Source organism: Terrirhizobium terrae (assembly GCF_030323265.1).
Taxonomy (GTDB): Bacteria; Pseudomonadota; Alphaproteobacteria; order Rhizobiales; family Rhizobiaceae; genus Neorhizobium.
The window spans coordinates 2031143-2056270 of the sequence record NZ_CP104992.1 but is presented as its reverse complement, the minus strand read 5'-3'; the positions used below and the strand labels follow the sequence as shown (position 1 = coordinate 2056270).

At 61.6% G+C, this 25128-nt stretch carries 27 protein-coding genes; 13 read left to right on the top strand and 14 right to left on the bottom strand.

Annotated elements, in window-relative coordinates; all coding sequences use genetic code 11:
- Positions 1-12: 12 nt before the first annotated feature.
- From N7E02_RS17840 to N7E02_RS17830, 3 genes are all read right to left on the bottom strand, one after another.
- The gene (locus tag N7E02_RS17840; RefSeq protein WP_353622903.1) at positions 13-2838 is read right to left on the bottom strand and encodes a [protein-PII] uridylyltransferase; all 2826 of its coding nucleotides are present in this window, start codon (positions 2836-2838) and stop codon (positions 13-15) included.
- A gap of 82 nt (positions 2839-2920) precedes the next feature.
- Positions 2921-3418, bottom strand: coding sequence for a helix-turn-helix domain-containing protein (locus N7E02_RS17835; RefSeq protein ID WP_286583646.1), 498 nt, complete (start codon positions 3416-3418; stop codon positions 2921-2923).
- The gene (locus N7E02_RS17830; RefSeq protein ID WP_286583645.1) at positions 3418-3978 is read right to left on the bottom strand and encodes a hypothetical protein; all 561 of its coding nucleotides are present in this window, start codon (positions 3976-3978) and stop codon (positions 3418-3420) included. Before N7E02_RS17830 ends, N7E02_RS17835 begins: the two co-directional genes overlap by 1 nt.
- Before the next feature lie 133 nt (positions 3979-4111).
- Here N7E02_RS17830 and N7E02_RS29795 point away from each other — a divergent pair, with 133 nt between their 5' ends.
- Together N7E02_RS29795 and N7E02_RS17825 are read left to right on the top strand one after the other, a co-directional pair.
- Positions 4112-4495 (top strand): hypothetical protein, encoded by a 384-nt coding sequence (locus N7E02_RS29795; protein ID WP_353622902.1) that lies wholly within the window; start codon positions 4112-4114, stop codon positions 4493-4495.
- A complete protein-coding gene (locus tag N7E02_RS17825) occupies positions 4444-5253 on the top strand; it encodes an alpha/beta hydrolase family protein (RefSeq protein ID WP_353622915.1) in 810 nt (269 codons plus the stop codon). The genes N7E02_RS29795 and N7E02_RS17825 overlap by 52 nt, the downstream gene beginning before the upstream one ends.
- Positions 5254-5275: 22 nt before the next feature.
- Here N7E02_RS17825 and mutS read toward each other — a convergent pair whose 3' ends face one another.
- Positions 5276-7924 (bottom strand): DNA mismatch repair protein MutS, encoded by a 2649-nt coding sequence (gene mutS / locus N7E02_RS17820; protein WP_286583901.1) that lies wholly within the window; start codon positions 7922-7924, stop codon positions 5276-5278.
- A 202-nt stretch (positions 7925-8126) separates the two neighbouring features.
- On the opposite strand from mutS, the gene N7E02_RS17815 reads away from it, so the two are divergent.
- From N7E02_RS17815 to N7E02_RS17805, 3 genes are all read left to right on the top strand, one after another.
- Entirely contained in the window at positions 8127-10406 is a 2280-nt protein-coding gene (locus N7E02_RS17815) for an NADP-dependent malic enzyme (protein WP_286583643.1), read from the top strand.
- Positions 10407-10471: 65 nt separating this feature from the next.
- The gene (locus tag N7E02_RS17810) at positions 10472-10711 is read left to right on the top strand and encodes a type II toxin-antitoxin system Phd/YefM family antitoxin (RefSeq protein ID WP_286583641.1); all 240 of its coding nucleotides are present in this window, start codon (positions 10472-10474) and stop codon (positions 10709-10711) included.
- 84 nt (positions 10712-10795) lie between these two features.
- Positions 10796-11098 carry a type II toxin-antitoxin system VapC family toxin gene (locus N7E02_RS17805; protein WP_353622914.1) on the top strand — a complete coding sequence of 101 codons (303 nt, stop codon included), beginning with the start codon at positions 10796-10798 and terminating at the stop codon, positions 11096-11098.
- On the opposite strand, the gene olsB is transcribed toward N7E02_RS17805, so the two are convergent.
- The 5 genes from olsB to N7E02_RS17780 all read right to left on the bottom strand — a co-directional run bounded on the left by olsB (position 11095) and on the right by N7E02_RS17780 (position 16383).
- Positions 11095-11967 (bottom strand): l-ornithine N(alpha)-acyltransferase, encoded by an 873-nt coding sequence (gene olsB / locus N7E02_RS17800; protein WP_286583640.1) that lies wholly within the window; start codon positions 11965-11967, stop codon positions 11095-11097. The genes N7E02_RS17805 and olsB overlap by 4 nt on opposite strands.
- Positions 11968-12064: 97 nt before the next feature.
- Positions 12065-13843 carry an ATP-binding response regulator gene (locus tag N7E02_RS17795; RefSeq protein ID WP_286583638.1) on the bottom strand — a complete coding sequence of 593 codons (1779 nt, stop codon included), beginning with the start codon at positions 13841-13843 and terminating at the stop codon, positions 12065-12067.
- 58 nt (positions 13844-13901) lie between these two features.
- Positions 13902-14390: a signal peptidase II gene (gene lspA, locus N7E02_RS17790; RefSeq protein ID WP_286583637.1), complete on the bottom strand. Its 489-nt coding sequence runs from the start codon at positions 14388-14390 to the stop codon at positions 13902-13904.
- On the bottom strand, positions 14387-15247 hold the full coding sequence (locus N7E02_RS17785; RefSeq protein ID WP_286583635.1) for a TrmH family RNA methyltransferase: 861 nt from the start codon (positions 15245-15247) through the stop codon (positions 14387-14389). The genes lspA and N7E02_RS17785 overlap by 4 nt, the downstream gene beginning before the upstream one ends.
- Positions 15244-16383 carry a class I SAM-dependent methyltransferase gene (locus N7E02_RS17780; RefSeq protein WP_286583634.1) on the bottom strand — a complete coding sequence of 380 codons (1140 nt, stop codon included), beginning with the start codon at positions 16381-16383 and terminating at the stop codon, positions 15244-15246. The genes N7E02_RS17785 and N7E02_RS17780 overlap by 4 nt, the downstream gene beginning before the upstream one ends.
- Positions 16384-16513: 130 nt before the next feature.
- Here N7E02_RS17780 and N7E02_RS17775 point away from each other — a divergent pair, with 130 nt between their 5' ends.
- Positions 16514-16969: an SRPBCC family protein gene (locus N7E02_RS17775; RefSeq protein ID WP_286583899.1), complete on the top strand. Its 456-nt coding sequence runs from the start codon at positions 16514-16516 to the stop codon at positions 16967-16969.
- 26 nt (positions 16970-16995) lie between these two features.
- On the opposite strand, the gene N7E02_RS17770 is transcribed toward N7E02_RS17775, so the two are convergent.
- The 3 genes from N7E02_RS17770 to sppA all read right to left on the bottom strand — a co-directional run bounded on the left by N7E02_RS17770 (position 16996) and on the right by sppA (position 18663).
- Complete coding sequence (locus N7E02_RS17770; RefSeq protein WP_286583633.1) at positions 16996-17307, bottom strand: Z-ring associated ZapG family protein; 312 nt, start codon at positions 17305-17307, stop codon at positions 16996-16998.
- 73 nt (positions 17308-17380) lie between these two features.
- Positions 17381-17680, bottom strand: a complete 300-nt coding sequence (locus N7E02_RS17765) for an integration host factor subunit beta (RefSeq protein ID WP_092996505.1) — start codon at positions 17678-17680, stop codon at positions 17381-17383.
- A gap of 26 nt (positions 17681-17706) precedes the next feature.
- Entirely contained in the window at positions 17707-18663 is a 957-nt protein-coding gene (gene sppA, locus N7E02_RS17760) for a signal peptide peptidase SppA (RefSeq protein ID WP_286583632.1), read from the bottom strand.
- Between the two features lie 192 nt (positions 18664-18855).
- On the opposite strand from sppA, the gene lptC reads away from it, so the two are divergent.
- The 3 genes from lptC to lptB are packed head-to-tail and all read left to right on the top strand — an operon-like array spanning position 18856 to position 20901.
- Positions 18856-19524: an LPS export ABC transporter periplasmic protein LptC gene (gene lptC / locus N7E02_RS17755; RefSeq protein ID WP_286583631.1), complete on the top strand. Its 669-nt coding sequence runs from the start codon at positions 18856-18858 to the stop codon at positions 19522-19524.
- 39 nt (positions 19525-19563) lie between these two features.
- A complete protein-coding gene (locus N7E02_RS17750; protein ID WP_286583897.1) occupies positions 19564-20094 on the top strand; it encodes an LptA/OstA family protein in 531 nt (176 codons plus the stop codon).
- Positions 20095-20154: 60 nt separating this feature from the next.
- Positions 20155-20901: an LPS export ABC transporter ATP-binding protein gene (gene lptB / locus N7E02_RS17745; RefSeq protein ID WP_092996493.1), complete on the top strand. Its 747-nt coding sequence runs from the start codon at positions 20155-20157 to the stop codon at positions 20899-20901.
- On the opposite strand, the gene N7E02_RS17740 is transcribed toward lptB, so the two are convergent.
- Positions 20898-21083: a hypothetical protein gene (locus N7E02_RS17740; RefSeq protein ID WP_286583628.1), complete on the bottom strand. Its 186-nt coding sequence runs from the start codon at positions 21081-21083 to the stop codon at positions 20898-20900. The genes lptB and N7E02_RS17740 overlap by 4 nt on opposite strands.
- Between N7E02_RS17740 and rpoN the strand changes: the two genes are divergently transcribed.
- The 4 genes from rpoN to N7E02_RS17720 all read left to right on the top strand — a co-directional run bounded on the left by rpoN (position 21082) and on the right by N7E02_RS17720 (position 24344).
- Positions 21082-22635 (top strand): RNA polymerase factor sigma-54, encoded by a 1554-nt coding sequence (gene rpoN, locus N7E02_RS17735; protein ID WP_286583627.1) that lies wholly within the window; start codon positions 21082-21084, stop codon positions 22633-22635. The genes N7E02_RS17740 and rpoN overlap by 2 nt on opposite strands.
- A 209-nt stretch (positions 22636-22844) precedes the next feature.
- Positions 22845-23420 (top strand): ribosome hibernation-promoting factor, HPF/YfiA family, encoded by a 576-nt coding sequence (gene hpf / locus N7E02_RS17730; RefSeq protein WP_092996484.1) that lies wholly within the window; start codon positions 22845-22847, stop codon positions 23418-23420.
- A 61-nt stretch (positions 23421-23481) separates the two neighbouring features.
- Positions 23482-23946 carry a PTS IIA-like nitrogen regulatory protein PtsN gene (gene ptsN, locus N7E02_RS17725; RefSeq protein WP_286583625.1) on the top strand — a complete coding sequence of 155 codons (465 nt, stop codon included), beginning with the start codon at positions 23482-23484 and terminating at the stop codon, positions 23944-23946.
- Positions 23947-24107: 161 nt separating this feature from the next.
- Positions 24108-24344 carry a hypothetical protein gene (locus N7E02_RS17720; protein ID WP_092996479.1) on the top strand — a complete coding sequence of 79 codons (237 nt, stop codon included), beginning with the start codon at positions 24108-24110 and terminating at the stop codon, positions 24342-24344.
- Positions 24345-24431: 87 nt separating this feature from the next.
- On the opposite strand, the gene grpE is transcribed toward N7E02_RS17720, so the two are convergent.
- Positions 24432-25109, bottom strand: coding sequence for a nucleotide exchange factor GrpE (gene grpE / locus N7E02_RS17715; protein ID WP_286583623.1), 678 nt, complete (start codon positions 25107-25109; stop codon positions 24432-24434).
- Positions 25110-25128 lie beyond the last annotated feature (19 nt).

Below are 25128 nucleotides of genomic sequence, written 5' to 3'. Positions count from 1 at the left end.
CCAGGTCCATGATCATGCGCTTGCCTTGCTTTTGCGGGGTGCCGGCGGTTCCGAGCCTGTCGGGACGATGCTCGCCCGCATGCCGTCCAGCGTCTCGAACTCGTCGTCCGACATCACTGCCTTGAGGCGCGCAGCGATGCTGTTCTGGCGGTTTTCGTTGGTGATCTTCTGGCCGACGAGATCGGTGACGTAGAAGGTATCGATGACCTTCTCGCCGAACGTGGTGATGCGCGCCGACTGGATGTCGAGCGAGAGGTCGGCCAAACCTGCCGTAACATCCGCCAGGAGGCCGGTGCGGTCGAGGCACTCGATCTCGATGACGGTGAACTTGTTGGACAGGCCGTTGGAGATGATGACCGAGGGCGGGATGTCGAAGGCCTTGGTCTTCTTCTTCGCCTTGGCGCGGGTCGCGATGACTTCCGGCAGGCGGCGCTTGCCGGAGAGCACGTCCTCGATCATGCGGCCGATCGTACCGGCACGGCGAAGCTCGTCCTCGTCGACTGCAAATTCGCGGTTGATGAGAATGGTGTCGAGCGCGCGGCCGTCGGTCGTCGTATAGACCTGGGCATCGGCGATGTTGGCGCCGGCCGCGGCGCAGGCGCCGGTGATGATCGACAGGAGGCGCGGATGGTCGGGCGCAAGCACCGTAATCTCGGTGATCGCGCGGAAAGCTTCGGTGCGCACCATGGTGGCAAGCACATGGCCGGCACGGTCGGTATCGCGGATGAAGCCCGCGTGGCGGACCTGATCTTCCAGCGAGACCGCCAGCAGATAGGGCTGGTAGTGCAGCTCCGAATAGGTCTTGGCGTCCGCCTCGTCCCAGTCCGACAGGGCTGTGGCGAGTTCACGCGCTGCGGCGGTGGCGCGTTCGCGGCGCGGCGCTTCGGAAAAGCCGCCGGAGAGAAGCAGTTCGGTCTCGTAATAGAGCGTGCGCAGCAGCTGGCCCTTCCAGCCGTTCCACACGCCCGGGCCGACGGCGCGGATATCGCAGATCGTCAGCACCAGCAGCAGCTTGAGCCTGTCCATCGAGCGCACGGCGTCGGCAAAATCTGTAATCGTCTTGCGGTCATGCAGGTCGCGCGTCTGGGCGGTCATCGACATGATGAGATGCTGTTCGACCAGCCAGGTGACGAGCTCGGTCTGCTTGGCATTCAACCCGAGCCTCGGGCACAGCTTCTTGGCGATGCGGGCGCCGGCGGTCGAGTGATCCTCCTGCCGGCCCTTGGCGATGTCGTGGATGAGGACCGCGACATAGAGCGCGTCGCGCTCCTCGATGCCGGGCATGATCTTGTTGGCGAGCGGATGGACCTCGCTCGCCTCGCCCTTGTCGATCTCCGACAGGGCCTCGACCGAGCGGATCAGGTGCTCGTCGACCGTATAGTGATGATACATGTTGAACTGCATCATCGCGACGACCTTGCCGAATTCAAGGATGAAGCGGCCAAGCACGCCGGCCTCGTTCATCCGCCGAAGCATCAGGGCCGGATCGCGGCGGGATGTCAGCATGGAGAGGAACAGGCGGTTTGCCTCCTCGTTCTCGCGCACCTCGGCATTGATCAGCGACAGCGACCGGGTCATGCGCTTCAAGGCGTCCGGGTGAAGTTCGAGCCCGTGGATATCCGCGACATGGAAGAAGCGGATGATGTTGATCGGGTCGCGGGTGAAGACATCCGGTGCGGCAAGCGTAATGCGGCCGCGATCGGTGACGAAATCGACCGTGCCGGGGATCTTGTGCAGGCGCTTGGTGAAGCGTGACATGACGCGGTTGGCGAGACCGGGTGCTGCCTTGGCCTGCTGTTCCTCCAGTGCCGCGCAGAAGATGCGCGTCAGGTCGCCGACATCCTTGGCGACCAGGAAGTAGTGCTTCATGAAGCGCTCGACGGCCGACAGGCCCGGGCGGGAATGGTATCCGAGGTTCGCCGCGATCTCGCGCTGGATATCGAAGGACAGACGCTCCTCCGCCTTGCCGGTGAGGAAATGCATGTGGCAGCGCACGGCCCAGAGGAAATCGTCGGCCTTTTCGAACTGCCGCAATTCGGTGCGGGAGAAGACGCCGAGCTTGACGAGTTCGGCCGTATCCTTGACCCGATAATAATATTTGGAAATCCAGAACAGGGTCTGCAGATCGCGCAGGCCGCCCTTGCCTTCCTTGACATTGGGCTCGACCAGATAGCGCGTGTCGCCCGCCTTCTGGTGGCGGAAGTCGCGTTCGGCGAGCTTGGCGGCGACGAATTCCGCACCGGTATCGGCAACGATATCCCGGTCGAAGCGGGTCTCCAGCTGGCCGACCAGATGCTCGGAACCGCAGATGTGGCGGCTTTCGAGGATCGCGGTGCGGATGGTCATGTCCGTGCGCGACAGGCGGATGCATTCCTCGATGGTGCGGGTCGCGTGGCCGACCTTGAAGCCCATGTCCCACAGGACATAGAGCAGGAATTCCACCGCCTTGCGCATGGCGTCCGAATTCTTTTCCGGCAGGAGGAAGAGAAGGTCGATATCAGAACCCGGCGCCAGCGTGGCGCGGCCATAGCCGCCGACGGCGGCAACCGCGATGTCGCGGCCTTCGGGATGCACGGCGGAGACGACCGTCTCGTGCAGGATGGAGATGATCTGGTCCTGCAGCCAGGAAATGCGTTCGGCGCAGTTGAGGCCGCTGCCATCGCGGTTGAGCAGCTCGCGCGCCTTTTCGCGTCCCTGCGTGCTTGCGCGGCGCATGACGGGCAGGATCGCGGCCCGCAATTCCAGATGCGGCCGGTCCTTCTTCATCAGCGCGCGGCACTCGGCCTTCAGGGCATCGATGTCGAGAAGTTCGGAGAAATCAATTTCGTGTCTGGCCATGTGTTCCTGCCGGTGCCAGTTTGCCGGGGAGGCTTTAGCGAATTTGGGGCACCTTTGCCACCGATTATGACGATCGGGTGTTTCAAAGTTGTTGCCGCGCGGCTTTGAGGTCAAGAGCGTCGGCTGACGCGGTGAGCTCCGGCACACTACCCTGAGCGCGCCCACGCCATTGGCGGGGGCTCATGCCGGTGACGCGGCGGAATTCTCGGTTGAAGTTGGATTTGGTCGAGAAGCCGACGTCGAGCATGATCGAGGTGGCGGACTGCTTGGTCTCGTCTAGCAGGCGGCAGGCTTCAGTGACGCGGCGGTTGTTGACGAATTGCGAGACGTTCTGCCCCGTTGCCCGATTGATGGCCGATGAGAGGTCGCGGGCCGGGATGCCGGCCTTGCGGGCGATCTTTGCGAGGCTGAGGTTTTCGTCGCTGAACAGGTCTTTCTCGTTCAGCGCTGCAGTGGCGCGGGCCACGAGGTCGTCGTCGCGAGGATCGGGTTCTGTTGTCTCGGCAATGCGTGTGGGCGCAGCATCGGCTTGCGGCCAGAAGTAATAGACCGCGACGACGGCGAGTGCGGCAATATTCATCACCGTGACGACGAGGGCACGCTGCCGGCACCGTGGAGCCGGGTATAGATGGCGAGCACAGCGTCGGTAGCGGCGAAGAGGAACATCAGACCGGCAGTCAGTCTTGCCGCGCGAAGGGCCGGTCGCATGCGCTGGAGGCTCGCCTCCGCCATGAGTTCGGCGCCTCCCGTCCGCGTCAACTGCAACAGGACCAGACCGTAGACGAGGAAGATCACGAGCAGCAGCGGATCGATGAGATCCTGCACGAAAGCCACGGCGATGGCGACCGCGAGCGGCGCCCAGAGATGGAGCCAGGGACGGGACGGTGGAAAGCCCGCCAGTTCCCGGAACGCCAGAAAGGCGAGCGGCGGCATGACGGAAGCCGTGACCGGCTGGACGAAGGCAAGGCCGGTGACGCCATAGCCGAAATGCAGGCCGACGATCAGCCCCTGCAGCGCATAGAGGATGAGGAAGGCCGCGAAATAGCGGCGGCTTCCGGGCGCTTCCACGCCCTTCAGGCTGTTGTGAAGAACCAGCACAAAGATCAGGCCCGCAAGAAGGGGCAAGGGAACGGTCAGCAATGGAGATCCCGCCGGATGCGGCAAAAGGCCTAAATCATGTTTCGGAACGGACTATATCATGTTCGAGGTCGAAGGGCAGACGGATTGGCGCTCTCATCCGCTCCATTCTCAACACGGCTGGAGACCGATCGACATGCCATTTCCCTTGCTCATTCCCCTCGTCTCGCCCGTCCTGGCACTTGCGGCCATGGGACTTTCCCTGATCCCTTCCGCCATGTTTCCTTTCGAGGCGGGAGCACCGTCGATCAAGATCTCTGCCGAGATGACGCCTTCCGCTGCCGAAGCCGCAGACAAGGTGGGTGTCCGCCGAATCCTGGCTCCCTCGGAGGAACGTGGCGAAGATATCGAGGTGACGGTCTGGTATACCGCCCGAACCGGCGGAGAGCCAGTTGTGCTTGGCGAGAGCGTATTCTTTGAAGGAACGTCGGCACAGCGCAACGCCCCGATGGCAGAGGGAAATTTCCGATCATCCTGCTCTCCCACGGCGCGGGCCTCGCGGGAAACCCGCTGGCCATGAGCTGGATCGCCGCTCCGCTGGCGAGCAGAGGCTTTGTCGTGGCCACTCCCACGCATCCGGGGAATTCCGGAAAGAAAAGATCGGCGGCGGAGACGATGAAAATCTGGTTGCGGCCCGGCGATCTGAGCGACACGCTCGATGCGATCGGGAAAGACCCGACTTTCAGCGCCCACATTGATCTGGGCCGGATTGGAACCTTTGGCCTTTCCATGGGTGGCGGCACGGCGCTGGCGATCGCGGGTGCCCGGATAGATCCGGGGCTTCTGGCTGGTTATTGCGATACCGATATGCGCAACGCCTCGCTTTGCGACTGGGTGAAGCAAAGTGGTGTTGACCTTCATGAGATGGACATGCAATCTGCCGGCCGCGACAACAGGGACGATCGGATCAGCTTTGCCATGACGATCGATCCGGCGCCGGTCGATGTGTTCGATGCCGAAAGCTTTGCAGGGATCGCGATCCCGGTCTCGATCATCAACCTCGGCGCACCCGGAGAAATTCCGGCGACTGCGGATGCGTTCGGGCTGGCCAAAACCATTCCGACGTCGAGCTATACGACGATCGACGACGCCAGCCATTACAGCCTGTTTGCGGAATGCAAGCCGGGCGCTGCCGAAATGGCTGCCGCGGAGCAGATCGGCGATCCGATCTGCATGGATGGCGGCGGGCGGTCACGGCATGAGCTTCACACCCAGATGATCGATATTACCGTGGCGGCCTTCGCTCAGGCGCTGAAGACGGAGGCGGCAAATCCATAAGATACGGATTTCCCCCGATCCGCTATTTCGCCGTAAGCTGCTTCTTCAGCGCATAGAGCGCATCGAGTGCTTCGCGCGGGCTCATGTCGTCGGGGTTGATGACCTTCAGGGCTTCCTCGACCTTCGACGGGCCGCGCTTGACGTCATCCTTGCGCACGGCGACCTGGAAGAGCGGCAGGTCGTCGATCAGCTGGCTTGCAGGGTTCTTGCGGTCGGAATCCTCCAGCTTGGTCAGGACGTCGCGGGCGCGGGCGACGACGCTATCGGGAAGCCCGGCGAGACGAGCGACCTGGATGCCGTAGGAGCGATCGGCGGCACCGGGGCCAACCTCGTGCAGGAAGATCACCTCGCCGTCCCATTCCTTCACCTTCATCGTGGCGTTGGAAAGCCGGTTCAGCTTTTCCGACAGCACGGTGAGTTCGTGGAAGTGGGTGGCGAAGAGGCCACGGCAGCGATTGCCTTCATGCAGATGCTCGACCGCCGCCCAGGCGATGGAGAGGCCGTCGAAGGTGGCGGTACCGCGACCGATTTCATCCAGGATGACCAGCGAACGGTCGGTCGCCTGATTGAGAATTGCCGCCGTCTCGACCATTTCGACCATGAAGGTGGAACGGCCGCGGGCGAGATCATCCGACGCGCCGACGCGGGAGAAAAGCCGGTCGACGATGCCGATATGGGCGGATGCGGCCGGGACGAAGGAGCCCATCTGGGCAAGGATGGCAATCAGCGCGTTCTGGCGCAGGAAGGTCGATTTACCGCCCATGTTCGGGCCGGTGAGCAGCCAGAGCGCACCGAACTCGCCGCCGTCTTTCGGCGACAGATCGCATTCGTTGGCGATGAACGGGCCGGAGGACTGGCGGCGCAGCGCCTGCTCGACCACCGGATGGCGGCCGCCTTCGATGGCGAACATGCGCGACGCATCGACCGTCGGGCGGCGGTAGTCCCATTCCTCCGACAGCATGGCGAGGCCGGCTGCGACATCGACCACCGACAGCGCGCGGGCACCGGCCTTGATCGCTTCGCCTTCGGCAGTGACAGCCGCAACCATGCGATCGAAGGCTTCGAGTTCGATGGTCAGCGCCTTGTCGGCGGCGTTGGCGATGCGGCTTTCGAGATCGGCAAGTTCGGTGGTGGTGAAGCGCATGGCATTCGCCATGGTCTGGCGATGGATGAAGCGGGCCTTGGCTTCCGGCGTATCGGTCATCGGCCCGGCATTGCCGGCCGTTACCTCTATGAAATAGCCGAGCACGTTGTTGTGCTTGATCTTGAGCGACTTGATGCCGGTCTCGTCGGCATATTGCAGCTGCAGGCCGGCGATCACCTTGCGGGACTGGTCGCGCAGCGCGCGGACCTCGTCCAGTTCGGCATGAGCGCCATCGGCGAGGAAACCGCCGTCACGCTTCAGCAGCGGCAGGTCTTCGGCCAGCATTTTGCCGAGCAGGGATCTGACCGTGACCGGCAGAGCCTTGAGGTCTGTCAGCGCTGCAGAAAGCTCGTCCGGCAGCATGGAGCGCTCGAGGAAGCTGACGACGCCGCGGGCGGCTTCGAGGCCGGCGAGGATGGCGCCGAGATCGCGCGGGCCGCCGCGGTCCAGCGCCAGCCTGGAAAGCGCGCGCGGCATGTCCGGCACATGCTTGAGCGAGGAGCGGAGATCCGAGCAGAGCGACGGCTCGTCGCGCAGGAAGGAGATGGAATCGAGCCGGCCGTTGATGCGGTCGGGATCGGTCAGCGGCGACATCAGCCGTTCAGCGAGCAGGCGGGCGCCGCCGCCGGTGACGGTGCGGTCGATCGCCTTCAGAAGCGTGCCTTCGCGCTCGCCCGACAGCGTTTTCGTCAGTTCGAGGTTGCCGCGGGTGGCGGGGTCGATGAACAGCGTCGAAGCGCCGCTCTCGCGCTCCGGCCGGCCGAGCGGCGGGCGCTCGGCAATCTGCGTCTTTTCGACATAGGAAATGGCCGCCGATGCCGCCGCAAGCTCGGCGCGGGAAAATGTGCCGAAGCCATCCAGCGTGCCGACGCCGAAATAACGGGCGATGCGGCCCTCCGACGTGGCGCTGTCGAACAGAACCGAAGGCTGCGGCACAGCGACGCGGCCGAGCACGTCGAAGACCGGTTTCAGCTCAGCATCATGGAAGAGCGTGTCCGGCATGATCAGTTCGCGCGGCTCGATGCGCAGGATGTCGGCAAGCAGGCGCGACTGCTCCGTCTCTGCCACCCGGAAGACGCCGGTGGAAATGTCGATCCAGGCGAGTGCCATCAGCGGCTCGGCCGCACCCTTGATGCGGGCAAGCGTCATCAGGTAGTTCGATTCCGAGGCGACGAGCAGCTTTTCCTCGGTGATCGTGCCGGGCGTGACAAGGCGCACGACATCGCGCTTCACCACCGACTTTCCGCCGCGTTTCTTCGCTTCCGCAGGGTCTTCCACCTGTTCGCAGACGGCGACGCGGAAGCCAAGGGCGATCAGTTTTTGCAGATAGTCGTCGGCCGCATGGACCGGCACGCCGCACATCGGGATATCCTGGCCCATGTGCTGGCCGCGCCGCGTCAGCGTGATGCCGAGGGCGCGCGACGCCTCGATCGCATCCTGGAAGAACAGCTCGTAGAAGTCGCCCATGCGATAGAACAGGATCGATCCAGGGTTGTTGGCCTTGATCTCGATGAACTGTTCCATCATCGGCGTGGCCGACGCGCGGCTCTCTTCCGAGGCCAGCTGGTCGGTTGTCAGGGCTTGGATGGAGAATCTTTCGAACTGGGTCACGGAACCGATTTTTGTTGCGCATGGAAAGTCGCGACACTATCGGTGATGACCCTTTGAAGACAACATCCGCAGCGGCCTCGCAGAAGGCTGCCCACAAGAAGCTGGAGAGGACACGCCCGTGAACGACAAGACAGGCCGCACGCGCACATCGGTAACCGAACAGGAGGCCCTCGATTTTCACGCCGACGGCCGTCCCGGCAAGCTGGAGATCACGCCGACCAAGCCGATGGCGACCCAGCGCGATCTGTCGCTCGCCTATTCGCCGGGCGTTGCCGTGCCGGTGCTGGCGATCGCTGCCGATCCTGCCAAGGCCTACGACTACACGACGCGCGGCAACATGGTGGCCGTCATTTCCAACGGCACCGCCATCCTCGGCCTCGGTAATCTCGGCGCATTGGCGTCGAAGCCGGTCATGGAGGGCAAGTCGGTTCTGTTCAAGCGCTTCGCCGATGTCGATTCCATCGACCTTGAAGTCGACACCGAAAATGTCGACGAGTTTATCAACTGCGTGCGCTATCTCGGACCGTCCTTCGGCGGCATCAACCTGGAAGACATCAAGGCGCCGGAATGTTTCATCATCGAAAGCCGCCTGCGCGAGCTGATGGACATCCCGGTCTTCCATGACGACCAGCACGGGACCGCGATCATTGCCGCAGCCGGCCTGATCAACGCGCTGGAACTGACCGGCCGTGACCTGAAGACCACCAAGCTCGTCTGTAACGGCGCCGGTGCGGCGGCGATCGCCTGCATCGAGCTGATCAAGGCGATGGGCTTCAACCCGGCAAACATCATCCTCTGCGACACCAAGGGCGTCATCTACCAGGGCCGCACCGAGGGCATGAACCAGTGGAAGAGCGCGCATGCGGTGAAGAGCGACAGCCGCACGCTGGAAGAGGCGATGAAGGGTGCCGACGTGGTGTTCGGTCTGTCGCAGAAGGGCGCGTTTACGGAAGACATGATCCGCTCGATGGCCGACAAGCCGATCATCTTCGCCATGGCGAACCCGGATCCGGAAATCACGCCGGAGGAAGTCGCCCGCATCCGTGACGACGCGATCATGGCGACCGGGCGTTCGGATTATCCGAACCAGGTCAACAACGTGCTCGGTTTCCCCTACATCTTCCGCGGTGCGCTGGACGTGCGGGCCCGGCAGATCAACGATGCGATGAAGATCGCCGCCGCCCAGGCGCTGGCCGATCTCGCCCGCGAGGACGTGCCGGACGACGTCGCCGCTGCCTATCAGGGTAACCGCCCGCGCTTCGGCGCTCAGTACATCATTCCGGTTCCATTCGATCCGCGATTGATTTCGGCCATTCCGGTTGCCGTCGCCAAGGCCGCGATGGAAAGCGGCGTCGCGCGTCGTGACATTACCGACCTTGCCGCCTACGGGCACGAGCTTTCTGCCCGCCGCGACCCGATCGCGGCAACGACGCAGGGCATCTACGAGCGCGTCCGCCGCTTCCCGAAGCGGGTCGTGTTTGCGGAAGCCGAAGAAGAGCAGGTCATGCGCGCCGCGATCTCCTTCTGCAACCAGGGCCTCGGCACGGCGATCCTGCTCGGCCGCGACGACGTGATCCGCGCGACGGCGGAAAAGGCCGGCATCGATCTCGACCGTCCCGGCATCGAAGTCGTCAACGCGCGTATTTCCAACCGCGTCGATGCCTATGTCGACCATCTCTACGGCCGTCTCCAGCGCCAGGGCCTGCTGCTGCGCGACGTGCAGCGCCTGATCCACAACGACCGCAACCACTTCGCCGCGACAATGGTGGCAACGGGTGACGCCGATGCGATGGTGACGGGCACGACCCGCAACTACGCCACGGCGCTTTCCGACGTCCGCCGCTGCATCGATGCCAAGCCGGGGCATCGCGTCATCGGCGTTTCGATCGTGGTCGCCCGCGGCCGGACGATCTTCGTCGCCGATACCGCGGTCCACGACATGCCGAATGCACAGGATCTGGCCGATATCGCGGTAGAGGCAGCGCGTGTTGCCCGCCGCATGGGCTATGAGCCACGCGTTGCCATGCTTGCCTATTCCACCTTCGGCCAGCCAGTCGGCGAGCGCTCGGAACGGGTGCGGGAAGCGGTGAAGATCCTCGACGGCCGTCGGGTCGATTTCGAGTATGACGGCGAGATGGCCGCCGACGTGGCTCTCAACCCGAGCCGCATGGAGCAGTATCCGTTCTGCCGCCTTTCGGGCACCGCCAACGTGCTCGTCATGCCGGCGATCCATTCGGCCTCGATCGCGACCCGCATGCTGCAGGAAATCGGCGCTTCGACCGTGATCGGCCCGCTGCTCGTCGGTCTCGACAAGTCGGTGCAGATCACACAGATGGGCGCCAAGGATTCGGAAATCGTCAACATGGCGGCGATCGCCGCCTACAATGCCGGATCGTAAGCTCGCTTGAATGCAATCCCCAAGTGGACTAAGTTCAGTGAACTAAGTCCACTTGGGGATTTGCCATGAAGACTGTCAATATTCACGAAGCGAAGACCCATCTGTCCCGCCTTGTCGAAGAGGCGGCTAATGGCGAAGGCTTTGTCATCGCCAAGGCCGGCAAGCCGATGGTGAAGGTGGTGCCTTTGGACGAGGCGCCGAAGCAGAAACGTCGCATCGGCTTTCTCGATGGGCAGTTCTCGGTGCCGGACGATCTGGACACGATGATGGCCAAAGAAATCGAGGAGATGTTCTACGGCAAATGAAGCTCCTTCCGGATTCTCATCTGCTCGTCTGGCTGGTTGGCGTATCCGCGAAGCTTCCGAATGCGGCTCGGCTACTGATCGAAGATCTCGGAAAACCAGCTATTCTTTAGTGCCGCGAGCATTTGGGAGCTGACGATAAAATACGCATCGGGAAGATCGGACTACACATTTCCGCCGGCAATCCTACGTGAGGCTCTTATCGGCAACGGATTTCAAGAATTGCCGATCACGTCGGAACACGGGCTAACAGTGGGTCTATTGCCGCCACTTCATAAAGATCCCTTCGACCGTATCCTTATTGCGCAAGCAATGAGCGAAGGCATGCTGCTCATCACCTCGGACGAAACGATCGCCCAGTACGACGGCCCGATCAGGCTGGTCCGTTAGTTCGAGAAGCGGTCAAAGTCCGTGCCGAAGTGGTTGATGTAGCGGCCGGCGATCGAGGAGATCGGCAGAACGATCAGGACATCGGTGGTGTTGAAGGCCTGGTCGACGACGGCGCCGTCGCCGATCATCGCGCCGAGGCGCAGATAGCCCTTGACCAGCGGCGGCATGGCCGACAGCGCCTGACGCGCATTGATGCCTTCCGACGGCATGAGGTCCATCTGGCGATAGAGCTCCGGCCGGGCCGAAACCATCCAGTCCTGCTTGACCAGCGAATTGTGGTGCAGGAAGGACAGGGCAAGCGCATGTTCTTCCGGCCGAACGCCGGGGAAAGAGGCGCAGCCAAACATGGCGTTCATGCCGTGCTTGACGGAATAGAGCCAGTTGCCCTGCCAGAGAAGCTCGACCGTCCGCTTGGTGCGATAATCGGGCAGCACGCAGGAGCGGCCAAGCTCCATGAACTGCTTGTCGGGATGACGCTCGAGGAGCGGCTTGATGTCGAATTCCGAGGCTGAATAAAAACCGCCATTCGCCATCGCGACTTCCTGCCGCAGCAGGCGGTAGGTGCCGACGATCTGCTCCTCGATCTCGCCCTCGATCGCATTGTCGACGACGAGAAGATGGTCACAGATCGCATCGTAGCTATCGAAATCCCGCTGCAGGCGCATGGCTTCCTGAGGCAGTCTTGCACCCATTTCCTCGACGAACACGCGGTAGCGCACGGACTGCGCAGCAACGATCTCGCGTGCGTTGCGCGCGAGCCGTGTCTCAAGCGAGCCGATGCGACCAAATACGTCGCCACTGGTGGTCGAAGGCGCCGTCTTCGAGGGAGTTTCGAGTGTCAAATTGCGGTTCAGGAGTTCGATTGCCATGGTGATTCACCCGTCCCGTTGGATCACCGTCTATAATCACGCTTCTACGACAGTAACGTGACGTCAGCTGTCACAATAGGAGCGTGTTCCCGAGCCGTCAACGGGCCTGACGCCGCATATGCCGATCAAGGAGTATGGCCCTGATTTCCTCGGAGAGCAGTGCCGGGTTCACCGGCTTCTGAAGGATTTTGCGCGCACCGGCCTGCAATGCAAGGCGTGTCGACTCTTCCCGGCTGTCGCCTGTCAGCACGATAAAGGGCCGCGACGGGCCACCGGCACCATTTTCCTGGACGCGGAATGCAGCAAGAATGTCCAATGGGTCGCCGCCTGGCATGTTCATATCGGTGATAATAAGGTCGGTACGCGCATCCGCCTGATGCAGCGCGTCGCTGAAACCCGGAACATCGGCCACCCAACGAACCCGGTGGCCTTCCCTTTGCAGCATCGCCCGGACGAGCATCGCGCTGACCGGATCATCCTCTGCAAGCACGATGTCGAGCGTCTGCCTGTCCAGATCCTCCCCAACCGTTTCGGAAGCCACTTGCGCGCGGCCAGTCTCTCTGTCGGTTTGATCCCGCGGCGCCACATTGCCGAACCCTCGCAGCCGCCCACTCAAGACATCGACCAGTGATTTCTCCCTCAACGGGCGGATCAGCCAGGCATCGAACAGCTCCTGCGGCTGCGATGCCCTCTCCTCAGGATTGACGAGGAGGATGCGGTGAAGCGGCTTGTGCAGTGGTTCGCAGGCATAGCTTGCGGCAAGGCGGTGGTCGACGATCAGGTCGGTGAACGGCATCGGACCGGCCGTCGAACGGTCGATCAGCGAATGCAGTTCCTCGGATGTGGCGAGATGCCGGCAGCGGCCGCCCAGAGCTTCGATGGTCGCAATCGTCGCCTGGGCCGCCGGTCCGTGAGGAGCAAGAAGCAGGACGCGCGAACGGCGGAGCAGAATGCTGCGATCGGTTTCGCCGGCAGGAGCATCCTCCGCGCGCTGAACCGGGAAGCGGATGGTGAAGACACTGCCTTCGCCAACGCGGCTCCTGACCGACAGCGAGCCACCGAATTCGGCAAGGATGCGCGCGGTGATGCTCAAACCCAGCCCCGTCCCGCCGCTGCGGCTGTCGGACGAGCCGAACTGTTCGAACTCGCCGAAGATGCGGACCTGATCTTCCTCGGTCATACCCGGGCCGGTGTCGCTGACGGCAATCTCTACATTGCCCTCGACAATCAAGCCACGGACGAGAACGCCGCCCTCGACAGTGAACTTGACCGCATTGCCAATGACATTGAAAAGGACCTGGCGCAGGCGGGCGGGATCGAAATCGAGCAGTTCCGGAAGATCGGCGGTGAAGGTCGCGGCGATCTCGATGCGTTTTTCGTGGGCCCGCGGAGAGAGCATCTCGACGACGCTTTCGAGCAGCTGCCGCAGGTTTTCGGCACGGGTATTCAGCCTGAAACGTCCGGCCTCCATGGTTGAGAGGTCAAGGATGTCATCGACCAGCTGCGCCAGCATATGGCCGGACTGGCGAATACCGCTCAGGTAATTCTGCTGCTCGGCCGTGAGCTTCGTCTGGCTGAGCAGGTGTGTCATACCGAGAATGCCATTCAGTGGCGTGCGAACTTCATGAACGACAGTGGCAATGCGGCGCGACTTGGCGGCACTGGCGGCTTCCGAAGCGGAAAGCCGATCCCTCAGTGACGAACGCGGCCAGCGCTTCAGGCCGACGAGCAGGTTGCGAAGAGGACTGGATCCCTTGTCATCAAGGATTTGCGGCGGCGCGACCACGGTTTCGCGCAGCAGCTCTGCCGGCTCTTTCGAGGCAGGCTGCGCGAATGCCTTTGCGATGATATCCTGCAGATCGGCGATGGTGCGCATGGGGAAAGACTACATGGCCTTTCCTTCGCAATCCTTAGGTCACGCCCCTAACAATGTCTTAATCGGGCTTTCGGGCACCAACCAGTTCATCGAGAATCACAAGTCCAGCGCCGATGGTGATGAAACTGTCCGCCAGATTGAAGACGGCAAACGACCAGCTCTCGGTATGGAAGAGGATGTAGTCGATGACGTGTCCATAGACGAGGCCATCGATCAGGTTGCCAATGGCGCCGGCGATGATCAATGCAAACCCGGTATGGGCGAAGGTCCGCGATGTCGGTGTGCGGCGCCACAGCCAGATGACGAAGGCGACGATGACGATGCGCATGCCGATGATGAATTCGCGCTCCATGCCTGAGAGAAGCGAGAAGGCGACGCCGAGATTATAGGTGCGAAACAGCGCCAGGAACGGCATGACCGGCACCGCCTCATGCATCGGCAGATAGTTTTCGACCGCAATCTTGATCGCCTGATCCAGGATGACGGCAATGATGATGACGACCACGGCCGTCAGCGGCCGCGAGAGATAGGCCACGCGTTCTGTCATTTCTTCTCGTCCAGGGTCAGGAGATGGCGGCGAGCCTCAAACAGCATCACGGCGGTGGCGACGGCAAGGTTGAGGCTGTCTGCCCTGCCCTGCTGGGGAATGCGGACGGTGCGGTTGGCAGCCTTCGCCAGATCATCCGGCAGGCCGGACTGTTCGTTGCCCATCAGGATAACGACCGGCTTCCTGGCATAATCGACGGTTCGGTAGTCGACGGCACCGGCGAGATGGGTCGCCACAACCTCGACGCCGGAGCGCTTCTGCCAGGCCTGGAATTCATCGGCAGAGCATTTGACGACAGGCAGGGCGAAAACCGAGCCCATGGTGGCGCGGACGGTTTCCAGCGAGAAGGGATCGGTGCAATCGCCGACGAGGATGACTGCCGAGGCGCCGGCCGCATCGGCGGTACGAATGATCGTGCCGAGATTGCCGGGATCGCGCACGCGGTCGAGGGCGACGATGGTCTCGCCCTTTTCCGGCGCAAGTTCATCGAGCCGCTTCCAGCGCTGCTCGAAAATGCCTACGACCATCTGCGGATTGTCGCGGCGGGTGACGGACGAGAGCACCTTTTCGCTGACTTCGAGAACCAGGCCGCCATTGGCGACGGTGCGGGTCGCAGCCTGCTCGACCAGCGGCTTGCCCTTGGCAGCCTTGGCATAGATCAGAGTGCGGATTTCCCAGCCGAGTTCCAGCGCGTCGATGACCAGCTTCAAGCCTTCCGCCATGAAGATGCCGGCGGCCTCGCGGTCCTTCTTGTTGGTGAGGGACTTGATGTCCTTGATGATCGGGTTGGCGAGCGAGGTGACTTCCTTCACCTGGCCGACCTTACGTGCACCGGGCTTTCTGTAATCGTCTGTCATTCTGAAACCCAGCGGCTGAAGAGAGATGTGGAAAGAGCGCGACCTCGGCCCTGGCCGTCCAGGCCCGTCTCGCGCAGCACGAGTTCACCCGATTCGATGGTTCCGCCGGCGCCGCGCATGGTCTCGCGCATCAGCTCGTGAATGGAATAGAAGCTTGCGCGGATCGAATAGGCCGTCAGCACGAGGCCGACCGAATTCTTCGACAGAAGCTCGCGGCAGACATCGAGCATGAGCGGCAGGTGTTCGAAAAGCTCCCAGACCTCGCCATTCGGGCCGCGGCCGAATTTCGGCGGGTCGGTGAGGATGATGTCATAGGTCGATCCGCGCCGTTCCTCGCGCAGGATGAATTTCATCGCGTCCTCGCAGATCCAGCGGATCGGCGCCTTGTCGAGCCGGGACAGTGCCTGGTTCTCGCGCGCCCAGCCGATCGCCTTCTTGGAGGCATCGACATGGGTGACTTCCGCACCTGCAGCAGCGGCAACCAGCGAGGCGACGCCGGTATAGCCGAACAGGTTGAGGACCTTGAGGGTGCGGCCTTTGGCCTTCGCTTCTTCGACGCGGTCCTTCACCCACAGCCAGTGGACGATCTGCTCGGGGAAGAAACCCATGTGGCGAAAGGCGGTGAAGCGGCCGAGAAAATCGATGTCGAGCAGCGTCAGCGGCCAGGTTTCGCCCAGCGCCTCGCGCGGAAATTTCCAGCGGCCCATGCCGTCCTCATCGGTATTGCCGGTGAAGACCGCCTCGGCCCGCTGCCAGATCTCGGGCGAGAGCGACGGCTGCCACAGCGCCTGCGCCTCGGGGCGGACGACGTGATAGGGACCGTATTTTTCGAGCTTCAGCCCGTTGCCGCTGTCTACGAGATGAAAATCGCCGGCATTTTTCGATTCCAGGATGAGCGGGACGTTTTCCTTCGGAAGATCGCCGGTGCGCGCCATCAGCGGGCGTGTGGGCGAGGCCTGCTCAGGTGCCGGCTTCTGTTCCCTGCTCCGGGTCTCCTTAACCCTGGCCTGTTCGGCCGCCCTCGCCTGCTGCGGGCCGCCGGCGGTTTTGGGCTTGCCTGGCGTGGCCTTTCGGTCGCCGGCATGGGGCGCCCCGCGCGGGGGCTTCTGCCCGCTCCGCTTGTCTCTATTCTTCAAAGGCTGATCCTTGGCTTTCATGACGAGCCAGATAGCACCTGACGCGGCTTCGGCAAAGCCCGTGCTGGCTAAGAGCGCGTTATCGTCCTATCTGAGTTCGATCGGCCAGAAGGCCGGCCAAGGGAGAAGCATGGAAATCGTCGGCGAAGAACGGATCGAAGCGCCCCGCGAGGCCGTGTGGGCCGCGCTCAATGACACCGAGGTGCTGAAACGCTGCGTTCCCGGCTGCCAGTCGCTGGAATGGACGTCGCCGACCGAGCTCCTGGCGCAGATCAAGCTGAAGCTCGGCATATTGTCGGTGGGGCTCACGGTCGAAATCGCCCTCTCGGATATCCGGCCACCGGAACACTATACGATCCATGCCGTAGGCAAGGGCGGCGTTGCCGGTTTCGGCAAGGCATCGGCGGATATCACGCTGGTCGAAGATGGCGACGCGACGATCCTGCACTATCGCACCGGCGCGGAGATCGGCGGTCGGGTGGCGCAGATGGGGTCGCGTTTCATCGGATCGGCCGCGCAGAAACTCGCGGCGCGGTTCTTCTCGCATCTCAATGAGGTGGTGCAGCAGAAGATCCGACAGCCATAGGCCGATTGCAACGGCTCAGGCCCAGGTCAGCCCCTTGGTGCGGCGATTGCCTTGTGCTCGTTCTGCCACTTCACCGCTTCCTTGGCCTCGACACGGGCCTGGCGGCGATAGCGCCCCTGCTTCCACCAGGTCACGCCCGCGCCGATGCCCATGCCGACGATCAGCGTGACGAAGATGAACAGGAAGAACGGTGCGGTGACCGACAGCACGCTGTCCTGCGGCGCAAACGGGTTGAGTGCGAGCGTGATCGGCTGGCGATTGGCGACCGCGAGCACGATCAGGATGATGCCAAGCGGCACAAAAACGACGAGCGACACAATGCGCTTCAGCTTTGCCATGGTTTTCTCCGGCAGTATCATTCTCGGGTGACAGATCGGGCCGGATGCGAGCCTTTCAAGGCCTCAGGCCTTATCAATCCTCTTCGTCCGCCATTCCCGGGTTCAGCCGCTCGCGCAGCTCCTTGCCCGTCTTGAAGAAGGGAACCCACTTCTCTTCGACGAATACGCTTTCCCCGGTGCGCGGATTGCGACCCGAGCGGGACGGACGGTTCTTGACCGAGAAGGCGCCGAAACCGCGCAGCTCGACGCGATTTCCGCCCGCAAGTGCATCCGTGATCTCGTCAAGCACCGCGTTGACGATGTTCTCGACGTCTCGATGGTAGAGATGCGGATTGCGTGCTGCAACGATCTGTACCAATTCTGACTTGATCACGTTTGCCCCCTGAAAAAATTAGATTTTCACCGTTCCCCAACCTGCCAAACGGAGACAAGACCGTCAAGGAACAACTTGCTCGGCCCCCAAGCCTCGATCGCATCCGGGCTGATGGGCAGCGTTATGCCTGCATAGCGGAAGACGCCGGCCAGCGCATGGGCAAACCAGAGCGATGACGAGCTTTCGGTATCCTTCCATTCGACGATCGGCAGATTGCGCGACACATCGCGCGTCTCGAGATAATCAAGAATCTCGTCGTCGCCGCCGAGCGTGTCTACCAGCTTGACGCCGAGCGCCTGGCGGCCGGTAAAGATCGTGCCATCGGCGAGCTTCAGAACTTCGTCGCGCGGCAGCTTGCGGCGATCAGCGACCAGATCGACGAACCAGCCGTAGCTGTCCATGATCATGTTGCGGATCATGGTCTTTGCCTCCTCGCTGGCCGGATGGAAGGGCGACGGCTCGGCCTTCAGGGGCGAAGACTTTATCTCTTCCAATGAGATACCGACCTTCTTCATCACCTCTTCAATCTGCGGATACTGGAAGATGACGCCGATCGAGCCGGTGATCGAGCTTTCGCCCGCGACGATCGTGTCGCCTGCGGTGGCGATCATGTAGCCGGCAGAGGCAGCCAGTGTGCGGATGTCGGAGACGACCGGCTTCTTTTCAGCGACCTTGCGGATCGCCTTGAAGATGCGCTCGCCGCCATAGGTCGTGCCACCGGGTGAGGAGATCGAGACGATCAGTGCCTTGGCCTGGCTGCTCTCGGCGATGCGATCCAGTCTTTCCAGCAATTCACGGTCATCCGTGATCATGCCGGCGATGCGCACGCGAGCGATGTGAGGCGCAGCCGAACCCGTCTGGTCGCTCATCAAAAAGGCGTAGGACACAAAACCGATGGCAACCAGAAAGATGAGTGCCGCGATGCGCCAGAAGCTGAGCTTGCGGCGCAACTGACGCCGATCCGCGATTGCCATAGGGTCCATGAACGTTCCTTCGAATGTCTTTTTCGCTTTAAATAGTAACCGCCGAACCGATTGCAGCGGCTCTTATCACGTTTTTATGTTGTCCATTATTGTTTGTTGAAGGATAAAAACCATATTTGAGGCCGACGACCACGGCCGCTCGCCCTATTGCGCGAGCCCGGACGGGTGTCGGAAAGGACCGAACGAACTTCAATGTTGCAGCATATCCGAAATACAGGCGGCTTCCTCGCATCGATGCAGGCGCCCGCCAGCGCCTACGATGCGGCGCTGGCTCATTCATCTCGCGTCGGCAGGCTCAGGGTTCTGCTGCCCGTGGTGGCGGCTGTGATTTCGCTGCTGTTTATCGGTGTCGCCATTATCCGCACATACCTGCCTGAGAATGTCTCGATTGAGAGCGCCAGGATCGAAGACGGCAAGATCGTCATGGAGAGACCGGCAATCTCGGGCCGCAACAGCGACGGCATCAGCTATTCCATGCTGGCCCAGAAGGCGCTGCAGGATATCGAGGACCCCAATCTCATCACGCTTCAGGATGTCACGGCTGCCGTTCCCATCAATGACGAACTGATTGCGCGCGTGACCGCAAAGAGCGCCGACTTCAATCGCGGCGCGGACGCGCTCAAACTGACCGCACCTTTCGACGTCAACATGAGCAACGGCATCACCGCCCGGTTCCAGTCGGCCCAGCTGGATATCCCTGGCGGTACGATGAATACGGCCGATCCAGTGAATATTTCGATGACCGAAGGCTCCATTGTTGCAGATTCCATGAAGATCACCGATAAGGGGCATACTCTCAATTTCACCGGCAAGGTTCGAGTGCATGTCGAACCCACCGCCATCCGCAACAAAGGCAAGTAGAGCCCGGTTGTCATGACGCATCGCTGCTTTTTCCCCCGCATGTCCGTCGTGACCGCGGCTGTATTTATTTCCTGTTTAAGCTTCTCCGCCCACGCCCAGACCACGACCAGCCAGGTGGAAGGCCTCAAGCTTTCCGGCGACGAGCCGATCCAGATCCAGAGCGATCAGCTTGAAATCAAGGATCAGGAGAAGAAGGCATATTTTACCGGCAACGTGAACGTCGTGCAGGGCACGACGACGCTGAAGGCCGGCAAGATGACCGTTCTCTACAAGGGTGACGGCGGCGCCGTGACGGCTGGCAATGCCGATATCGACAAGATCTTTCTCGAAGACACCGTCTTCCTGAGCTCGGGCACCCAGCAGGCGACCGCCGAAAAGGGCGAGTTCGACATGGCAAGCCAGACCTTCATGCTCTCCGGCAAGCAGGTCGTGCTGTCGGAAGGTCAAAACGTCTTCAAGGGCTGCAAGCTGACGGTGCAGATGGCGACCGGCCAGGCCAAGCTCGACAGCTGCGGCGGACGCGTCGAGATCATGCTCGACCCGAACTCGCGCAAACAGCAACAGAACTGACACGTGAAGCTTCCTTTTCTCCCCTCCTCGGCCGGGAAAACGCCCGCGCCCGAACCGTTCATGGCACGCGACAAGGCGCGCTATGAAGGGACACTCGTGGCGCATGGCCTTTCCAAGACCTATGACACGCGGCGTGTGGTGAACGGCGTTTCGCTCGTCGTCCGCCGTGGCGAGGCTGTCGGCCTGCTCGGACCGAACGGCGCCGGCAAGACGACCTGCTTCTATATGATCACCGGCCTCGTGCCGGTCGACGAGGGCATGATCGCGATCAACGGCAACGAAGTCACCCGTATGCCAATGTATCGCCGCGCCCGGCTCGGGGTCGGCTATCTGCCGCAGGAAGCCTCGATCTTCCGAGGACTGACGGTGGAGGAAAACATCCGCGCCGTTCTCGAAGTGCACGAACCCAATCGGGACAAGCGCGAGGCGAAGCTCGACGAGTTGCTGGAGGAATTCCACATCAGCCAGCTGCGCAAGTCAGCGGCGGTGGCACTTTCCGGCGGCGAGCGCCGGCGCCTGGAAATCGCTCGCGCTCTCGCAACTGATCCGGCCTTCATGCTGCTCGACGAGCCATTTGCCGGCGTCGATCCGATTTCGGTTTCCGACATTCAAAATCTCGTTCGTCACTTGACGGCACGCGGTATCGGGGTACTGATTACGGACCATAATGTTCGAGAAACGCTCGGGCTGATCGACAGGGCCTACATCATCCATGCCGGCGAAGTGCTGACGCATGGCCGGGCCTCTGACATCGTCAACAATTCCGATGTCCGTCGCCTTTATCTGGGCGACAAGTTCAGCCTCTAGGCGCCGATCCAAGCAAAGCGGCGCCATCGCAAAATCCCTTTCGCGCCGCTTGACCAAACCCAATAAAAAAGCAATTCTTGTGCCAGATGCAGTTCTGGCCGGCCGATCCCGCCTGGAAAATGCAAAAAAGTGCTGCCATGATCGCAGCGCTCTTGGGATTTCGGGAGTTTAGCGTCCACCATGGGTTTATCCGCCAGCCTTTTCCTGCGACAAACCCAATCGCTCGTTATGACGCCGCAGCTGATGCAGTCCATCCAGCTGCTGCAGATGACGCATTTCGAACTGAACCAGTTCATCGCCCAGGAACTGGAAAAGAACCCCCTGCTTGAAATCGCGCCAAGCGACGGCGAGAATGGCCAGGATTTAGGCCATTCACCCAGCCCTGATGCAGCCGACAACTCCGCTGCCGAACTCGATAGCTCTGCCGGAGCCGGCGAGTGGAACGAAGATACGGGCCTCGTGATCAACGAAACCTTCGGCGAAGGCCTGGACAGCGGTTTCGAGAACGTATTTCCCGACGACATCACGGATCGCCGCGCCGATGCGCCGGAACTTCTCGGTCAATGGAAGTCGATGCCGGGAGGAGATGCCGGCGAGGATTACGACCTTGAGGATTTCATCGCCGGGGACGTCGGGCTACGCGATCTCATCCACCAGCAGATTCCATTTCTTTTCAAGGATGCGCAGGACCGTCTGATCGCGCAGCAGCTGGCAGATCAGCTGGACGATGCGGGTTATCTGCAGGCAGACCTGACCGAATTCGCCGAAAGGCTCGGCACCGATGCTGTGCATGTCGAGTGCGTGCTGTCTTCATTGCAGACGCTCGATCCACCCGGCATCTTCGCCCGCACGCTGAGCGAATGCCTGGCGATCCAGCTTCGCCACAAGAACCGCCTCGATCCCGCAATGGAAGCCCTCGTCCGGCATCTGGACCTGTTGGCCAAGCGCGACTTTGTCACGCTTCGCAAGATCTGCGGTGTCGATGACGAAGACCTCATCGACATGTTGGCGGAAATCCGCAAGCTCAACCCCAAGCCGGGCGCCGATTTCGGTGGCCACGTCGCCGATGTCGTGGCGCCCGATATCGTCGTGCGTCCCGCCTTGAGCGGCGGATGGGTTGTGGAACTCAACCCCGATACGCTGCCGCGGGTATTGGTCAACCAGACCTACTTCCAGCAGGTTTCGAAGGGATGCCCGAAGAATGGCGAGGATTACGCCTTCCTTTCGGATTGTCTGCAGAACGCCAACTGGCTGACGCGCAGCCTCGACCAGCGGGCAAAGACGATCATGAAGGTCGCCACCGAGATCGTTCGCCAGCAGGACGCGTTCCTGATGCACGGGGTCGACCACCTGCGGCCGCTCAACCTGAAGACCGTCGCCGAAGCAATCAAGATGCATGAATCGACGGTCAGCCGGGTGACGTCGAACAAATACATGCTGACGCCGCGTGGTCTTTTCGAGCTGAAATACTTCTTCACGGTATCGATCGGCTCGGCCGAGGAAGGTGGCGACAGCCATTCCGCGGAAGCAGTTCGTCATCGGATCAAGGCATTGATCGCGCAGGAAGCTCCCGACGCGGTTCTGTCCGACGACGACATCGTGATCAGTTTGAAACAGGGTGGCGTCGAGCTGGCAAGGCGCACCGTCGCGAAGTATCGCGAGGCGATGAACATCCCGTCCTCGGTGCAGCGACGCCGGGAAAAACGCGCACTCGCCAAAGTCGCGGCAGCGTGAATTAGCAATTAGAAATATCTACGGTTCGGCGCGTTGACATCCCATACGAGGGCCTATAGAAGCCCGCCTCGACCGGAAGGATGCGACCGGAAACTCCGCGCACACGGGACAAAAGCGCAATTTTGCCTCAGCGGGCTCGAACGGCTTGGATGCTGGAGCGGCTTGGCGTAGACTGGAACATGCAAGTCACGACAAGAAGGAATAAATCCATGAGTGTTCGTGTTTCCGGTAAACATATGGAAATCGGCGATTCTTTCCGCCAAAGGATCGAGGACAACATCGGTGCGGCGGTCACCAAATATTTCGACGGAGGCTATTCAAGCCAGGTGATCGTGGAGAAATCCGGACCGAGGTTTTCCGCTGATTGCAAGGTGCATCTCGATACCGGGATCGTTTTGCATGCAGCTGGCGAAGCGAACGACCCTCAGGTCAGCTTCGATGCGGCAGCAGAGCGGATCGAGAAGCGCCTGCGCCGTTACAAGCGGCGCCTGAAGGATCACCACGCAGGCAATCAGACCAATGGGTTTGACGAGGTTGCCTACACGGTGATGGATGCAGTACCGGATGAAGGTGACGAGGTGCCGGAGGATTTTGCACCGACGATCGTCGCCGAAAGCACGAAGCCATTGAAGACCATGTCGGTGGCAACGGCCGTGATGGCCCTCGATATGACTGACGAACCTGTGTTTCTCTTCCGGAGCCCCGGCGACGAGAAGCTGAACATCGTCTACAGACGCCGTGACGGCAATATTGGCTGGATCGACTCCACCAATATGAAGAACTAACAACTTCGGGAAGCGTCGGAAACGGCGCTTCCCCTGCCCTGCGGCACAAAGGATCAAGAGAATGGCGTTGGCAGATCTGCTGCACCAAGATGCGATTATCCCTGCCCTTAAAGTGAATTCCAAGAAGCAGCTGTTGCAGGAATTGGCCGCGAAGGCATCCAAACTGACGGGTGTTTCCGAGCGCGAGATTTTCGACGTCATCCTGCAGCGAGAACGCCTGGGCTCCACCGGCGTCGGGCACGGCATCGCCATCCCGCACGGCAAGCTCAGCAGCATTTCCTCCATCAACGGCGTGTTTGCGCGCCTTGAAAGCCCAGTCGATTTCGAGGCGCTGGACGACGAGCCAGTCGATCTCGTGTTTCTTTTGCTGGCCCCGGAAGGCGCCGGCGCCGACCACCTGAAGGCGCTGTCGCGCATCGCACGCGTGCTGCGCGACCAGGATCTTGTCGCCAAGCTGCGACAGACGGATTCCGCCTCGGCGATCTATGCTTTTCTCAACGAAGAACAGGCCAACCACGCCGCCTGACCGGCACGCGATGGTTTAAGCGGATTTCATCGCACCCTCGCTCCGGGTGCGATATGCCCTCGTCATATCACTATTCGAGAATATATCCGCTTTCGGGCGCGTTCCGCCCCTTTGCTTTCTGAAATGGCGCCACATGTCTTCCGGATGCGTGGAGGCAAAACATGAACGAAGAAGCGCGCATCCGAATAGCCGCCAATGACAAACTGCTGAAAGCCGTGATCACCCTTCTGGCGATCAAGGACCCTGACCTGCTCGACGAGCTGGACACGATCTTCGCCCTTGCGGCCGACGAAGGACATAGTCTTGCCGATGCAGACCGACGAACGCGGCTGCAGCTGAAGCAGGAACTCGAATTCATCCGTTCACTGGCGAGTTCGGCTCTCGAAACCGCTCACTGAATTCCTGCTGGATGAAGCTCATTGAATATTGGACGGGCGCCTTAAAGCGTGAGCCGCGAACCGGTGGGTCGCGGCTCACGCTTTAGATCATTGCCCTACGCGCGTTGCGGGTAAGACGTTAGTTACCCGCCGCGCTGTCTTCGTTCGCGGCCGGGGCGGCATCGGTCTTCGGGCCTCCTTGGCGACGCCGACCATGGCCGGACGCAGGACGCGGTCACCGATGGTAAAGCCCGCCTGAACGACCTGGATGACCGTGTTGTTCGGCACGTTCGGGTTCGGAACCTCGAACATGGCCTGATGGAAGTTCGGATCGAACTTCTCGCCCTCGGGCTCGATCTTCTTCACCCCGTGGCGCTCCAGGGCCGAAAGCATCGAGCGCTCGGTCATCTCGACCCCTTCGAGCAAGCTCGTCAGCGTGGCGTCGGCCGCAGTGCGGGTTTCGACAGGCACGGCATCGATGGCACGGCGCAGGTTGTCGGACACGGCCAGCATGTCACGCGCGAAGCCTGATACGGAATAGGACTTGGCATCCTTCACATCGCGCTCGGTGCGGCGGCGCAGATTGTCCATTTCGGCCGCGAGCCGCAGGAAGCGGTCGCGCAGCTCGGCATTTTCGGCCTTCAATACGTCCAGCGGATCCGGCTCTGCGGCCACCGCCTCTTCGGCATTCTGATTGGCCGCGTCATCAAGAGCGGATGCCACTGCTTCTGCCGAGGTTTCGGCGGAGGCTGCGTCGGGTCCATTCTTCTTGGTTTCGTCGGTCATGACGTTCTCCGATTGGTCT